This is a genomic window from Lysinibacillus sp. JNUCC-52, from assembly GCF_015999545.1.
GTDB lineage: Bacteria > Bacillota > Bacilli > Bacillales_A > Planococcaceae > Lysinibacillus.
In genome coordinates this window covers 2,138,905-2,154,540 of sequence record NZ_CP065546.1, presented here as the reverse complement: position 1 = coordinate 2,154,540, position 15,636 = coordinate 2,138,905, and the positions used below count along the sequence as shown (strand labels likewise).

Annotated in this window: 10 protein-coding genes; 7 read left to right on the top strand and 3 right to left on the bottom strand. The window is 36.7% G+C overall.

Translation table 11 applies throughout. The annotated features are described in order from the left end of the window. The first annotated feature begins 210 nt into the window (after nt 1–210). The 7 genes from JNUCC52_RS10775 (at nt 211) to tnpA (ending at nt 9,869) form a co-directional block, all read left to right on the top strand. Nucleotides 211–675 (top strand): transcriptional regulator, encoded by a 465-nt coding sequence (locus JNUCC52_RS10775; protein ID WP_173478587.1) that lies wholly within the window; start codon nt 211–213, stop codon nt 673–675. A 190-nt stretch (nt 676–865) separates the two neighbouring features. Continuing rightward, a complete protein-coding gene (locus tag JNUCC52_RS10770; RefSeq protein ID WP_173478586.1) occupies nt 866–1,714 on the top strand; it encodes a flagellin N-terminal helical domain-containing protein in 849 nt (282 codons plus the stop codon). A gap of 245 nt (nt 1,715–1,959) precedes the next feature. Further along, nucleotides 1,960–3,027: a nuclease-related domain-containing protein gene (locus JNUCC52_RS10765; protein WP_337982088.1), complete on the top strand. Its 1,068-nt coding sequence runs from the start codon at nt 1,960–1,962 to the stop codon at nt 3,025–3,027. Between the two features lie 193 nt (nt 3,028–3,220). Continuing rightward, nucleotides 3,221–4,492 (top strand): nucleotide sugar dehydrogenase, encoded by a 1,272-nt coding sequence (locus tag JNUCC52_RS10760; RefSeq protein WP_337982087.1) that lies wholly within the window; start codon nt 3,221–3,223, stop codon nt 4,490–4,492. Next, a complete protein-coding gene (locus tag JNUCC52_RS10755) occupies nt 4,489–5,205 on the top strand; it encodes a WecB/TagA/CpsF family glycosyltransferase (protein WP_173478584.1) in 717 nt (238 codons plus the stop codon). Before JNUCC52_RS10760 ends, JNUCC52_RS10755 begins: the two co-directional genes overlap by 4 nt. Before the next feature lie 461 nt (nt 5,206–5,666). Continuing rightward, nucleotides 5,667–9,158: an S-layer homology domain-containing protein gene (locus JNUCC52_RS10750; protein WP_337982086.1), complete on the top strand. Its 3,492-nt coding sequence runs from the start codon at nt 5,667–5,669 to the stop codon at nt 9,156–9,158. A 258-nt stretch (nt 9,159–9,416) separates the two neighbouring features. Then, nucleotides 9,417–9,869 carry an IS200/IS605 family transposase gene (gene tnpA, locus JNUCC52_RS10745; protein ID WP_337982085.1) on the top strand — a complete coding sequence of 151 codons (453 nt, stop codon included), beginning with the start codon at nt 9,417–9,419 and terminating at the stop codon, nt 9,867–9,869. A 178-nt stretch (nt 9,870–10,047) separates the two neighbouring features. On the opposite strand, the gene JNUCC52_RS10740 is transcribed toward tnpA, so the two are convergent. The 3 genes from JNUCC52_RS10740 to JNUCC52_RS10730 all read right to left on the bottom strand — a co-directional run bounded on the left by JNUCC52_RS10740 (nt 10,048) and on the right by JNUCC52_RS10730 (nt 15,339). After that, nucleotides 10,048–10,938: a tyrosine-type recombinase/integrase gene (locus tag JNUCC52_RS10740; protein ID WP_337982084.1), complete on the bottom strand. Its 891-nt coding sequence runs from the start codon at nt 10,936–10,938 to the stop codon at nt 10,048–10,050. A gap of 15 nt (nt 10,939–10,953) precedes the next feature. Continuing rightward, a complete protein-coding gene (locus tag JNUCC52_RS10735; protein ID WP_337982083.1) occupies nt 10,954–11,793 on the bottom strand; it encodes a helix-turn-helix domain-containing protein in 840 nt (279 codons plus the stop codon). 273 nt (nt 11,794–12,066) lie between these two features. Beyond that, nucleotides 12,067–15,339 (bottom strand): S-layer homology domain-containing protein, encoded by a 3,273-nt coding sequence (locus JNUCC52_RS10730; protein WP_337982082.1) that lies wholly within the window; start codon nt 15,337–15,339, stop codon nt 12,067–12,069. Nucleotides 15,340–15,636: the final 297 nt, after the last annotated feature.

The following is a 15,636-nucleotide window of genomic DNA, read 5'->3' as shown; positions in this document are numbered from 1 at the left end:
TTGCATTGGCCAATGACTTTAGCTTTATTTGGATGATCTAAAATGTCATCTGTAGTTTTAAGGAAAAAAGACTGTCTTTCCATTATACGATTAAAATGCGGACATGATAAGCTGAATGATCAGAAAGAAAAAATTTGAACATAAGATGGTTAACAAGCACGTTTATTTATGTTAAAATCTGAATAATCAGATAACGAGGAGGGATGAAGGATGATGCAGGTTCAATATATGAAGCCGTTCTACACGAAAATTTCTGGAGATAAATTGCGTCTCGTATTTGCTTATCAATATTTCTCAATATTAAAAGAGAATGAGATTTTTCATTTCATTCCAATCGAAGGGAAAGAAATGATTATTAACTTGCATACACAACAAATCGAAAATTTATCTGAGGTATTTGTTTTCCAAAAAGGAAATCGTTTTATTCGATTACCGCTTTATCAACTATTACTCATTACAAATGTCCATGAACATTTAACGCCAATTCTTGAAAGCGCTACACCAAAGCCACAGTTACCCCTTGTCTCTTCCGCAACTGTTGGTGAGATAGATCAGCTAATTACAGAAATTGAGCAAAAAAATATTGACTATTTAATAGATCAAGCATTATTAGACTACAATGAAGCTCTCTTTTATGAGCTATTACATCAAAAGAGCACACAATTCGGAGGTTAATAAAAATTGAATACAAGGTACAGCAAATGAGCACCCACTTTTCAGGAAGAAGAAGCGGGTGCTTTAACAGTTTAATTAATAAAGATAATTACAGCGATTTTCAATTATTTGGATTTATTACCAATAGTACTTGAAAGCAATTGGCTGACACCGATATAAATAGAAATACTGTTCGCAAGGGGGTGGGAAGATGCTTGGAAAGTGGTCTGCTACGGGAATGTCGATATTAAATAATATGAATAACCATTATAGTGCAATGAGCAAGGCGATGCTGCGAATTTCTACTGGCTATCGTATTAATAGTGCAGCCGATGATCCGGCGGGTCTTGCCATATCTGAAAAAATGCGCGCCCAAATCCGCGGATTAAATATGGCATCGAAAAATATACAAGATGGCATTTCACTTGTACAAACTGCTGAAGGTGCGCTTAATGAAACACATGCAATGATTCAAAGAATGAGAGAGCTAGCAGTGCAAGCGTCTAATGATACGCTAACAGATAATGATCGTCAGCAACTCGATAAGGAATTTCAAGAGCTAAAAAAGGAAATTCAACGTCTTTCTAAAGATACTGAGTTTAATACGAAAACTTTACTAAATGGTGATTATTCGACGAATGGCATCAAAATTCAAGCAGGTGCAAATGCGGGGCAAAACATTGAGCTGTTCATTAATGATATGGGGTCTGGGGCACTCGGTTTAGACGACACTACTTCTATTGCAACACGAGATGATGCAAACAAGGCGATTTCAACAATGGACGAGGCATTAAAGCGAGTATCGTCTGAGCGGTCGCGACTAGGTGCATACCAAAATCGACTGGAACATGCCTATAATGCCAACATGAATACAGCAGAAAACTTAACTGCTGCGGAATCCCGAATTCGCGATGCTGATATCGCGAAGGAAATGATGAATATGGTGAAATCACAAATTTTGTTACAAGCAAGCCAATATGTACTAGCACTTCACATGCAACAGGCACAATCCATTTTAAAATTGCTAGAAAGCGGAACAATAAGGAATCCCAGATACTAATGGCGATTCCTTATTGTTTTTTTGAATTTGATGGAATCGCCGATAACGTTAGGTAAATCGCCGATAGCAGCCCACGAATCGCCGATGACGCGGTAGAAATCGCCGATAGAAGTTGGTGAATCGCCGGTAAACCATAAGATTTAACAAGTTTAATACCCGTAAACCACAGTAAATTTTTAATTTCAAACACCCTATTTTTATACAACGTTTATGCTGTTATAGTAAAAAGAAAAGGGGTGAAGTTATTGATTGTTAAACCTTTTGCGCCATCATCGCTGACATTGGGATTGCAAGCGCTTGTTCGACGATTGCATCCTTCACATCCGCAGTTCACAACCCTACAACAGGAGCTGAAAAATAAGGAAGCAGGCGATTTTGCAGAACATTATATTTTGAAAGAGCTAGAAAAGTTGCCACAGCTCAGTAACTGTCACATCTTCCACAATGTGATGCTCCCTACGGTACTCCCCATGCAAATTGATATTTTAGTCATTACATCAAGCGGTATTATTATATTAGAAATTAAAAATATACGTGGTACTGTGCATTTCAAAAATGACCCACGCCAGTTAATTCGTACTGTAGATACAGGAGAAATTCAAGTTTTTACGCATCCTGAAATTCAGCTCGAACAGTATATTCAGGCAATGCACCAATTTCTTAACGAGCATGATATTGTGATACCAATATATGGAGCAATTGTTTTTCCCTTTAATAATGTAGAAATACTTCGTGAAGGTGAAGGGCTACCGATAGTAATGGGAAGAGAACTCCCAATGTATTTGCATAGGCTAATAGTGAAAAATAAGGGGATAGCTACGACTGAAATAACAAATATAATTTTGTCACAATTACAACACAAAAAGCCTTATCCGCTTTGCCGATATTATCAAATTGATCCTAATGCTTTACAAAGAGGCGTTTTTTGCGAAAATTGTGGGCGCTTTGGAATGGGAAAGCTGAAAAGAACTTGGTTTTGTCAGAGTTGTCAGCATCAATCTACCGATGCACATGTACAAGCACTAAAAGATTATTACATGCTTGTTGGAGAGACGATAACGAACAGGGACTGTCGTGAGTTTTTGAAAATTGATAGTGAGTATATTGCTAAACGCTTGTTACAAAAATCTTTACAAACATGGCGTAACGCAGGCAAATATACGAAGTACAATTTGTCTGGTTTGTTTGAATCGCCGATAGGAGTCCCAAAATCGCCGGTAAAACAGAATAAATCGCCGATAGCAGCGGATTTATCGCCGATACCCCCAAGTAAATCGCCGATAGAAGTCCACGAATCGCCGATAAACCAATAAATCAACTCCCAAAAACCTACGATAAACCCAACAATATGTAAATCACACACAGAAAATACTGCAAAATAACAAATTGATTCACACTTTCCCTTGAAAGATGTATACTATAATGCAGAACAAAAATGTGAAAATGCATTTTAATGACCATATAAAAATTTACTACTCGTTTTTGAAACGGAAGGAAGAATAGAGAATGACGAAATCAATTTGTGTCGTTGGACTTGGCTATATCGGATTACCAACGGCTGTAATGTTTGCCAACCACGGCATAAAAGTACATGGGGTTGACGTAAACCCAGCAGCAGTAAAAAGTATTCAAGAGAAAAAACTTCATATTGAAGAAAACGGTTTACAAGAACGCCTAAATAAAGCAGTAGATGAAGGATTCTTAACAGCGTCAACGACACCACAAGAAGCGGATGTTTTCATTGTGGCAGTACCATCGCCAATTAACCCTGACAATACAGCGAATTTAGAATATGTACGTCAAGCAACGGCATCGATTGTGCCTTACGTGAAAAAAGGAAATTTAGTAATTCTTGAATCGACAGTACCACCGAAAACAGTAGAACACGTTATGCTACCTGAGCTAATCAAAGCAAACTTAGAGTTTGGCGTTGATTTATTTGTAGCACATTCACCGGAACGCGTAATTCCTGGTCGTATTTTTGAAGAATTAGTGAACAACGATCGTATTGTTGGTGGGATTGATGAAAAATCATCTCAAATGACAAAAGAGCTTTACCAAACATTTGTAAATGGCACAATCCACTTAACTGATGCAACAACAGCTGAATTAGTAAAAGTAATGGAAAACACATACCGTGATGTCAATATTGCTTTTGCCAATGAGCTTGCAAAAATGGCTGAAAAATTAGACGTAAACATTTGGGAAGCAATTAAATTTGCCAACTATCACCCACGTGTAAATGTACACTTTCCAGGGCCTGGTGTAGGTGGACACTGTATCGCAGTAGACCCATGGTTCCTAGTTGAGCTAGGTGGGGAGCAAGCACAAATTATTCATATGTCACGTAATACAAATGACAGCATGCCAAGATTTACAGCACAAAAAACACAAGCAATTTTAAATGAAAACAAAATCGCAGGTGGCAAAGTAGCTGTGCTTGGACTAGCCTTCAAAGGAAACGTTGATGATATGCGTGAAAGTCCATCAACAATCGTTATTGATGAGCTACAAAATTTAGGCTTAGATGTGATTTCATATGATCCACACATTAAAGAAAACAAACATGCTACACAAACACAAAGCTTAGTAGAAGCAACAAAAGATGCAGACATCATTGTTGTGTTAACAGATCACAATGAGTTCAAAGCATATGATGCAGCGGACATTACTGTAAAAACAAAAATCGTCTTTGATACGAAAAACTGCTTAAACCGTGAAAAATGGCAAGAGGCTGGCTTCCAGTTCCACTTACTAGGGGATGCGAAAAACCGATGAAAGAAACAGTACTTGGCATTAACGTCAATACGGAAGGCTACGATGAATTAATGGATATGGCATTTGAGCGCATTGAACACAAACAAAAAGCGCTCGTTGTTGCCATCAATCCAGAAAAAATTATCAAAGCAAAAGAAGACCCAGCACTAAAAAAGCTATTAAACGAAGCAGAATTTCAAATTCCAGATGGTATTGGTGTTATTCTTGCCTCAAAAATTCAAAAAGGGCAAATTCGTGAACGTGTTACAGGCGTCGATATGATGATGAAGCTTTGTGAGGAAGCTGCAAAAAGAAGCAAGCCAATTTTCCTTTACGGAGGTAAACCTGGTGTTGCCGATGCAGCAAAAGCAAAGCTAGAATCACTATTTCCTTCTATTAAAATAGTTGGCGTACAGGACGGCTATGAAAAGGACGAACAAAAGGTCATCGATCGTATTAATGAAGCCCAACCGGATTTACTATTTGTTGCAATGGGAAGTCCTAAACAGGAAAATTGGATTAACGCCAATCGTGACCGTTTGCACCCAACGATTTACCAAGGTGTTGGTGGATCGTTTGATGTGTTGGCAGGTACAGTCAAACGTGCTCCGGAAATTTTCCAAAAGTTTGGCCTTGAATGGTTTTACCGATTAATGAAAGAACCTAAGCGCATCAAGCGTCAGATCGCACTACCACTTTTCTTATTGGAAGTGGCAAGGCAAAAACGTCAATAATTTTTAAAAATTGGTATTGTCGTTTTAAATTGAAAGTGTTAGACTGTAGGTGTATAGGAATTTCCTCTATGAAATAATAGAATTCCCTGCAAGGAAACAACGGTTGGTAGCCCAAGCGAAAAAAGCTCAAGCATTTATATGCTTGAGCTTTTTTCGTATTATCATTTAACTTAATTATCCATTATTTTAGATCATTCTAGAAAATATGAACAATAGAATGGTAGAAAATTAGATTTTGTTGGAAAAGTTGCATATTTTCACTTGAAAAAAAGCGTCAGATAGCCGACAATGGTAAAAGAGAGTTCGATGTCCACTATTTTCCGGAAACCAATTAGTAATTTTCCCAAAATATGATTGACAACTTTTAGGGATGCAACTATACTTTTATGTGTAGTTGTTTATTTACTACATAACTATGTAGTAGAGACATAATTTTTGAACTTAGAGGAGGAAATTTTTCTATGGCTAACCAACCAAAGAAATACAAAAAATTCGTAGCGACGGCAGCAACGGCTACATTAGTAGCATCTGCTATCGTACCAGTGGCTTCTGCAGCAGGATTTACAGATGTAGCAGGAAACGACCACGAAGTAGCAATCAATGCACTATCTGATGCAGGTATCATCAATGGATACGCTGACGGCTCATTCAAACCAAACCAAACAATTAACCGCGGTCAAGTGGTTAAATTATTAGGTCGTTATTTAGAAGCACAAGGCCAAGAAATTCCAGCTGACTGGAATACAAAACAACGCTTCAACGATCTACCAACATCAGCTGAAGCTGAATTAGTAAAATATGCTGCACTTGCGAAAGATGCAGGCGTATTCGCTGGTTCAAATGGTAACTTAAACCATACACAAACTATGCAACGTCAACAAATGGCAGTAGTTTTAGTACGTGCTATTAAAGAAATCGCTGGCGTAGACTTAGTTGCTGACTACAAAAAAGCTGGTTTCGTAACTGAAATCTCTGACCTAGAAAAAGCTTACTCTGCTGAACAACGCAATGCGATCGTTGCTTTAGAATACGCTGGTATCACTAACGTATCTAACTTCAACCCAGGTAACAGCGTAACTCGCGGACAATTCGCTTCATTCTTATACCGCACAATCGAGAACGTTATCAACGCTCCAGTTGCAGGTGTAAAAGACATTAAAGCTGTTAACAACACAACTGTTGAAGTAACATTTGACGAAGAAGTTGATAACGTACAAGCTTTACACTTCTTAATCTCTGATCTAGAAGTGAAATCTGCTGCTGTTAAACAAACGAACAAAAAAGTAGTTGTATTAACTACTGCAGCTCAAACAGCTGACAAAGAGTACACTGTATCTCTTGGCGAAGATAAAATCGGTTCATTCAAAGGGATTGCTGCGGTTGTGCCTACAGCTATCAAACTTACAACTCCATCTGTACAAGGTACAGTTGGTAAAGAAGTAACGTTAAAAGCTGAAGTTACTGTACCAGAAGGTCAATCTAAAGAAGGTATTCCAGTAACTTTCAACATCGCTAACAGCACAAACAACCAATTAAATGAAAAAATTGAAAAAGTTGCTTACACAAACGCTGATGGTGTTGCTACTTATTCATACACTCGTTACTACAAACATAACGACAGTGTAACTGCTTATGCTACTGACAGATCATCTGTATATGCTTCTGGTAAAGTATATTGGGCTGAAGGTCTATCTATTACTGAAGTTACAACTGGTAACGAATTAGCAAATGGCTCTAAAAAAGTTTACAAAATCAAAACTGATGCATACAACACGCAATATGTTGGCACATCAAACACAGTTGATTACAACTATGTAAACGTAGCATTTGCAGAAAACGTTGACGTATCTCCTGATAAACTAGTTCGTGACGTTAAAGTTATTGATACTGGTGTTGTAGGAAATGCTGATTACCCATCTCAAGTAACAACTGGTGGCGTAAATGTAGTAAAAGTAAAAGTTAACAGCAATGGTGAAGCAACATTCACTTTAACTGGTTCTAATGCTTCTGTTACTCCAATCGTATTCGTAGACGAATCTACTAATAAAGTTGGTAAATACACAAACACTGCTTTACAAGCATCTGCTCCAACTGTTAAATTCGCACTAAACCATACATTAGGTTTAACTGTTAAAGCTGAAGGTGTTCAAAATGCTGCTGCTAAAAACGTTGCTAACCTAAACAACAAAGGTACTGGTGATGGTGGACGTGAGTACACTGTAACTGTTACTGACAAAGATGGTAAAGTTGCTCCAGCTGGAACTAAAGCTTATGTAACATTTGCTGATGGAAGCTACAGCACAGATAAAGCTGTTACAATCTTCAGTGCAGATGGCAAACGTAATGCTGCTGTAAACAAAAACACTCGCTTTGAAATTGAAGTTACAGGTTCTAAAGGCGAAGCGAAATTTAAATTAGAGGGCGTACGTGATGCATTTGCTGCTCCAACAGTTTACTTAGAAAACGGTAAAGAAGTTGGATTAGATAAAGCGGACTTACAAACTGTAGGTGAAACTACTTACTTCGTAGATGCAGTAATTGCAAACGCTAAATTATCTGTTGTTAATGCTAGCGGTAAAGAAGTAACTACTTTACCAAGTTCAGAAACTGCATACTTCGAATATCAATCAGTTGATCAAAACGGATTTGATTACTATGCAGGTACTGGTTTATACGAAGTAGCTTACCAAGTAACTGCTCAATTTGCAGACGTTGTAGTTTCTGGTAATGGACTTGTAGGAAAAACAGTTAAAGCTGGTACAACTGAAACTGTAAAAGTTAACTCAGTAGCAGGTAAAGCAGTACTTAACGTTACTTCAATGCACGTTACATCTAGCGTATCTGTTCAAGCTTCTGCTTCTCAAGTAAGCTTACCAAACCAAACTGCTTCTTTAAGCTTTGCATCAAGCCTAGAAATTCCATCTATTCATACAGGTTATGTAACAGCTATTAATGAAGCTTCTGAAAAAATTACAATTGATAGCTACAATGCAATTAGCTATGATAATGGTTCATATTATAATGAATTAAATCAACCGATTAACAAAACACAATTTGTAGCAGCTTTAAAATCTGTTGTAGCAGGTAAAAAAGCTCAAGTAACAGTTACAAAGCAAACTGATGGCACTTACAAATTTAATATTATCAGCTTATCTGTTGATAAAACTGCAGCTGAGTTATTAGATGAAGCTAAAGCAGCATTAGCAGCTAAAAAGAATGAAGCAGCTGCATTAAACCAAGCTCTTTATACAGCAGCTTCATGGGCAGCTTATACATCAGCTAAAACAACTGCTGATGCATTACCTGAAACTAATGTAACTGAAGTTCAAGCAAAAACAGCAGCTATCGCTGCAGCAATCAATCAACTGGTAACTATTTCTTCTGAACAAGCAGCTGAAGCAGCAGCAACGAAAAAATTAGCAGATGCAGTAGATACAGCTAAAGGTAAAAAAGAAGCTGATTATAAAGCATCTACTTGGACAGCGTTAAATACAGCACTTGGTTTAGCAGAAGGAACTGTTAACCAAAAGAATGTTAAGGCAGATGCAATTAATGCTGCAATTGCTAAATTAGTAGCAAAAGCTGCTCCAACTGTTTCTGTAGCGGTAGCTCAAGCTGGTACTGATAATAATGAATTAACTGTAACATTTACAGAAACTACAAATACTGTAGGAGGAAATTCTGTTAATTTAAGTGCTTTAACTAATATTGCATCTACAATTGCAACTGATGCAGTTACAGGAGCAATTTCTACAAACACTATTAAATTAACTGTTGTTGATGACAATGGTGATGCTGTTGATCTTACGTCTGTAAAAACAGGAGTTTATACTTTTGCAGCTACTTTAACAGTAACAGGTGCAGATGCAGGTGAGTACATCGGAAAAGATGTAAAAGTAAATGTATCTTGGGATACAAATACTTCTGCATGGGTTGTTAAATTAGTTAATTAATAAGGTATATAAGTTTAACTAATTTGTTTGGTACAGTATATGGAAATGGTGATGCTTTTGTTGCCACTTAATTTCTTTCATATTCAAGTTAAGTATTAAAAAAACTCTATCGAGATTTAATCTCGGTAGAGTTTTTCTGCTTTAAAAGCCTTGCTATGCAGGGAGTTCCCAAAAACTTTTACCTATAGACAAAAAAAAAACTCCAATCGTACAATAAAATCAGGTCTAGTCAACCGACTTTGTACGAAAGGAGTCTTAATGGATAGTAAAAATTTAGCACATACAACATGGAATTGTAAGTATCATATCGTCTTCGTACCGAAATATAGAAGACAAGAATTTTATCGTCAAATCAAAGCGGAAATAGGAAGAATACTACGGCAGTTATGTGAAAGAAAAGGTGTAGAAATTGTTGAAGCAGCAGCGTGCCCGGATCATATTTATATGTTTGTGAAAATTCCTCCGAAACTAAGTGTTTCAGCATTCATGGGCTATTTAAAAGGAAAAAGTAGCGTCATGATTTTCGACCGATATGTTAGTGTAAAGAACCAATTGGGCAATCGTCAATTTTGGTGTCGAGGATACTTAGTGGATACAGTCGCTCGAAATCGAAATATGATTCATCGGTATATCAAAAGACAATTACAAGAAGATATACACTATGATCAAATGTCAATGAATGATATCGTTGACCCTTTTAATTGTGAATAAAATAACTGGAAGCAGAAAAAAGCATTCGGTTGGCGGACCTTTCAGAATGTCGTGAGACATGAGGTAGTAAGCTAGCGTTTTACGCGTTGTCAAACCCACCAGTTTTACTGGTGGGTTTCTAAGCTTTGATTCTGTTATATTTATTGTTATATTTGAATAAATATTCGCTGTTTTATTCTCATTTCAACTTTTTCATAGCTGATCTCAAATCATCTACTTTCAAATGTTGATAACGTGCAGTGGAGCGAGAGTCAGTATGTCCAAGCAAAGTAGCAATATAATGTTGGTCTACACCGAGTAGTGTTAAATGAGTTGCGGTACAGTGACGGATAACATGTGGAGTTAAACGTTTTGTAATATTGCATTGTGACCCGATCCTTTTCAATTTGATACGAATTTCTACGCCGCTTATTGGCATGTTCCGGCTTACGGGAGATGGAAATAAATAGTCTGATCCATTGTCTTTGGTATTGTGTAAATAATCTATCAATATTTGATGCAATTTAGGATGTAATGGTAAATGCAAATCTCTTCCGCCTTTAATCCGTGGGAAGTATATTTTATTATTTTTTATATCTACATTTTCCTTTAACAACGTTCGAGCAGCTGTTATTCTTGAACCGGTATAATATAGCAAGCTGATTAATACATGGTAAAACTCAGAGTATTCTTTGGCTGTAGACAATACTAATGCCATTTCATCTATATCTAATATTTCGGGTAAAGGGACGTAAACATTTCGAGTAGAGATACCGATTGTTGGGTCGACTTTAAAGTCCAACTCGATAACAAGATACTTGAAAAATGCCTTTAAACCGTAAAAATACCGATTAATAGAGTTAGGTTTATAATCTTGGTTACCTAAAAAATCTAGATATTCTAAGATGTCATCTTTCGATATTTCATCTGTTAAGATTTGACCATCATATAATTGGTAAATAAATGATGAGAATTTTTTTATATCATTTTCATAGCCAATAATGGTTTCTTCTGAATAGTACTTTCTTTTTAGATGTTGAAGAAACTTTTTTAAGTATTTAGGTAAATCAAAGTCTGAATGGAAAATCAAAGAGATTTCAGCTCCTTAGCTAATGTTTTCTTGTATGTCTTGCATTGCATTATGCTTATCGTAATTATGAACAAACCAATTTAGTTTTGCATCAAAATAGTTTAACTCCAAAGAAAGTAGCTCTTTTGTTACTAAATATTGATATTGTTGTCGATAGGACATATTGGGACTTAACCATAGTATATTTAATATTTTCTGAGGTTCGCTAATGTGCTGTAAATTTTCCTCAGTCTGATAAGAGATGGAACAATCACCTAACCAATTTTCAAAAAGTGTTCGTTGTTTTCTATCGCAATATAGTAGCAGAACATGTAATACACTGTGCTCTACATATAATTCAAAATATAATTGCTCACTCGATAAGGCAATATAGCCCTTGTAGTTTTTTATTTCTGTCAGCGGTTCCTCACATTCAGAAAACCAATCATTTTTTATTTTCGTAATGTATTTTTTTATATCCGCAATAGTGTATGGCGTTAGAAGATTATATAGTGTCTGTTGTATTTGCTCCTTAAAGTCCTCTATAATTGAAGATCGAAAATCCTCATTTAATTTCATTAATAAACTATTTAATTCCATCATCTCATCTGTTAATGTAAGAGGATTTTCTATTTGCGTAGGGTATTCTAGTTGTAATTGTAATTCAGCTAATTCTGCATATGACACTTGAAAAAAATCCGCATACTTTTTCAATACTTTTTCAGATGCATTTCTTGAACCATTTTCAATAAAACCTACATAACTATGCGAAATGCCTAATAAATCAGCTAACCCAGCAATCGTTAAGTGATGCTTATGGCGTAGCCTTTTTAAGCGATTACCTAGCGCAATGGCTTGTCCTTGTTTTGTCCCCATTATTTCACTTCTTTCCCTTCGAATTAAAATTATCTTCCCTTTGTTACAACTTCTATAAAAAATGAATGTTGGAACTATGCAACATATTGCGAGGGAACAGAAGATAAATTGATATGTTATTAGAATTTCACTGTATTGAAAAATTTACTTTATTTAAGATTTGTATTTAGAAAGAAAACCCAATGTATTGCTAAACACAAGACATGGGTTTTCATTCTCACTTATTACATTGAACTAGTCAGCCAATGAAGTGACTATTCTTTTTTTATTTTATCAAGTAGCTACCTCAACTTTTGTAGTACGGTTACCCTTATCATCAATTATAATAGTTGCTGTGAACTTCTCTTTAATATAATCAGTAGCTTGAGCTTCAAAGTGAATCTTTAAAGTTCTATTCTTCATATTAGCAGGGTCTTCAGTAGAAGCTGTGCTATCAGAACCTTTAGTAGTACCACCAGATGTTTTAGAAATAGTAATTACATTATTGTTATAACCTGTAGTAATATCAAGAGCATCTTGAGCATCTGGATTTATATTAGCAATTGTGAAACCAGCAAGTGTAGACATTATTGTAAGATCTAAATCTTTACTGTTGCTGTTCACTGCAATTGATGAAGTGATATGAGCAGCAGTTAATTTTTGACCAAATTGTGGTGTCACAATTACTGTATCTGTACTTGCTCCTTTAGATAACGTAACCGTATAAGTTCCTGTTGTAGAAGATTCTACTACAGTTACATTTACTGAAGTATCATTCACTTCTTTTGTTACATGTGCTTTTACAGCTTCAAGTTTTGTTTCAGCAGCATCAGTAGCACCAACTGTGGCTAAAGCAGGAGCTACAGAAATTTTTCCTTTTGCCGTTGTAACAGAAGTAGTGTCATTTGCTTTTCCTCCAGCAGTATCTATAGGCTTAGACCCACCAGCATTTACAGAAATAACATTGAATATTACCGTATTATCTTTCACTTCATAAGTTACTTTTACCCCTGTAATTGCCCCTTTAAGAATGTTTACAAACTCATCTTTAGAAAGTGGTGCACGATTTATATTTCTGTATTCATATTTTTTATCCGTTTCACCAGCATATTTCACAGCATCTTTTAGAACGGAACCATCTGTAAATACGACAGTTTCTTTTTCTGTATCGAATGAATGAATATCACCAGTAAATAGGTTCGTTACTTCTTTTGAAGAAGTGAATGTTGCAGTTGCTTCTTTTGAAGTGAATGCAAATTCTTTGTTACCGTTCGTTTCTTTAGCTACACCAGTAGCAAGAACTTTTACAGAAGAAGATTTACCATCTACAGTAGTAACGTTGATTTCACCGCTTGGAGCAACTAATGTATGCACGCGATTTGGAGCGATTTCAACATCGCCAACCTTTACATTATTTGCACCAGTGTTGTAAACAGTGTACGTAACATCTTTCGTTGTGTAACCAGAATTCGGTACTACTTTACCACTTTGGTTTGTAAGTTGTACTTTAAATGTTGCAGTTTCCCCACTAACAAATTTGTCAGTTTGAGTAGCACCTTTGTAAGAAACTAACTTTGAACCATCTAAAAATGGTGCTTGGAAGTATGAAATTGGTGCAACTGCTGAAGGTTCACCTTTATCTAAGTTTGCATCTTTACCACTTTGGTTATTAATGTCAATCCAAACGATTGGCGTAGCATAAGAGTTTACAGTATCACTTGCGATGACAAAGCTTGCTTCACCTTTTGCGTTTGTTCTAACAGTGATTTTTTTCCCATCGTAAACTTGTTTGCCGTTTTCGATTTTTACGAATTGTGCAGAAGTAACGGTAGAGATTACCCCGTCAATATCTTCGTTAAATGCAACGTTAACAATTTCGTTAGCTGCCACTTTACCATCTTTATCTTTCACTACTATGTTATATTTACGACCGTTCATTACACCAGTAGCTGCCACTTCGCCACCATCACGAGTTACTTCAATTGAGTAAGCAGCTTGAATAGCACCGAATGTTAATTTCGCAGCAGATGCTTGTAATGTATCTGCAGTGTATTTTTGATCGTAACCAGTTGTTGTAACTGTACCATTTGGGTTAGTCACTGTTACAGGAGTCGCTTCAAATACGACTGGCGTTACTTCAGCATTAGAACCTGAAACAGTGAATGTAGCTTCACCTTTAGAATCAGTTGTAACTTGTGCAGCTCTTGTGTTGTTATCACTAGTTTGAACTACAGCTACACCATTAACTGTAACGTTTTGTAATTTATCAACCGTAACGTCAATATTTTCTTTAACTGATACGTTTAATACTTTACCTGATACTGGTCTACCAGTTTCCGGGTGTTTGTAAGTTACTTTGTAAGTTTTATTCGCGCCGTTGTTGATGGAAGAACCAGTCGTTACTTCTTCAATTGTTAGAATTGTTTCAACACCCCAGAATACATAACCAGTTGAGAATTTAGAACGATCACCGCTTGTATAAACAGTTACAGTGTCGTTTGTTGCTGCGTAACGAGTATAAGTGTAAGAAGCAACTCCGTTTTCATCTGTAACAGCCTCAGCTGTTACTGGAGTTTTCACACCGTTCGTAGAACCAGGGATGAAGAAAGTCACAGGAATACCCGCTTTAGTTTGACCTTCTGGAACTGTCACTTGCGCTTTAAGTGTTAGTTGTTGACCAAGTTTACCTTGAATTGATTGTTCTACAAATTCCACTTTCGTAGGCACAACCGCAGCAATCCCTTTGAATGAACCGATTTTATCTTCGCCAAGAGATACAGTGTACTCTTTGTCAGCTGTTTGAGCTGCAGTAGTTAATACAACTACTTTTTTGTTCGTTTGTTTAACAGCAGCAGATTTCACTTCTAGATCAGAGATTAAGAAGTGTAAAGCTTGTACGTTATCAACTTCTTCGTCAAATGTTACTTCAACAGTTGTGTTGTTAACAGCTTTAATGTCTTTTACACCTGCAACTGGAGCGTTGATAACGTTCTCGATTGTGCGGTATAAGAATGAAGCGAATTGTCCGCGAGTTACGCTGTTACCTGGGTTGAAGTTAGATACGTTAGTGATACCAGCGTATTCTAAAGCAACGATCGCATTGCGTTGTTCAGCAGAGTAAGCTTTTTCTAGGTCAGAGATTTCAGTTACGAAACCAGCTTTTTTGTAGTCAGCAACTAAGTCTACGCCAGCGATTTCTTTAATAGCACGTACTAAAACTACTGCCATTTGTTGACGTTGCATAGTTTGTGTATGGTTTAAGTTACCATTTGAACCAGCGAATACGCCTGCATCTTTCGCAAGTGCAGCATATTTTACTAATTCAGCTTCAGCTGATGTTGGTAGATCGTTGAAGCGTTGTTTTGTATTCCAGTCAGCTGGAATTTCTTGGCCTTGTGCTTCTAAATAACGACCTAATAATTTAACCACTTGACCGCGGTTAATTGTTTGGTTTGGTTTGAATGAGCCGTCAGCGTATCCATTGATGATACCTGCATCAGATAGTGCATTGATTGCTACTTCGTGGTCGTTTCCTGCTACATCTGTAAATCCTGCTGCAGAAGCCACTGGTACGATAGCAGATGCTACTAATGTAGCCGTTGCTGCCGTCGCTACGAATGAGGGTGGGGTGACTCCTGCTCACAATGCAAAAATAGTAAGCCACAAGCCTCGCGACAGCGAGGCTTATGGCTTACTATGCTGAGCGGAAAGGCCCGCCGCAGCGGACAATAATTTCGTCCTTTTCTCTCAAATTGCTTTCCATAGCCTTCCGGCAACTATATTAATTTAGTAATAGATTTCTATAAATAGTATAATTTACATTACGTAAATAGTGTATTAACACTATTATGGTTTCATATACAT